Raw genomic sequence first — 334 nt, 5'->3', positions numbered from 1 at the left:
TCAAGATGGTCGAGTGCGGCTTGGGTGTATCGCTGATTCCTCAGGCCGGGTTGTGGCTGGAACGCTCGCCCAAGATACGAATTATCCCGCTGGGCAGCCTGACCTTTTACCGCGAAATCATCCTGCTCAGTCGCTATAACCAGCGCCAACTCCCCGTACCGCAACTGTTTGCCCGCTGCCTGCTCGCTGACGCCAGCCTGTAAGATGCCTGCTTATTGCCCCCGTTTCGGAGCCCTCACCTTGCCCGCCCTAGATGAAATCGATCGCCAACTGATCGCCGCCTTGCAGATCAACGCCCGCGAAAGCGTGGCCATGCTGGCCCGGCAGCTGGGCA

1 protein-coding gene and 1 pseudogene are annotated in these 334 nt (G+C 60.5%); both read left to right on the top strand.

Annotated features, from left to right (window positions below):
- Nucleotides 1-203, top strand: a pseudogene (locus ACW9IR_RS29795) (LysR family transcriptional regulator); the annotation flags it as partial.
- Between the two features lies 1 nt (nucleotide 204).
- Nucleotides 205-334: AsnC family transcriptional regulator (locus ACW9IR_RS29790; RefSeq protein ID WP_457466189.1), on the top strand; the 130-nt coding region annotated here is incomplete at its 3' end.

It is taken from the genome of Pseudomonas sp. SDT291_1_S447, from assembly GCF_054070155.1.
Note: the sequence above shows the minus strand (reverse complement) of the source record. Positions and strands in the feature narration are given on the sequence as shown.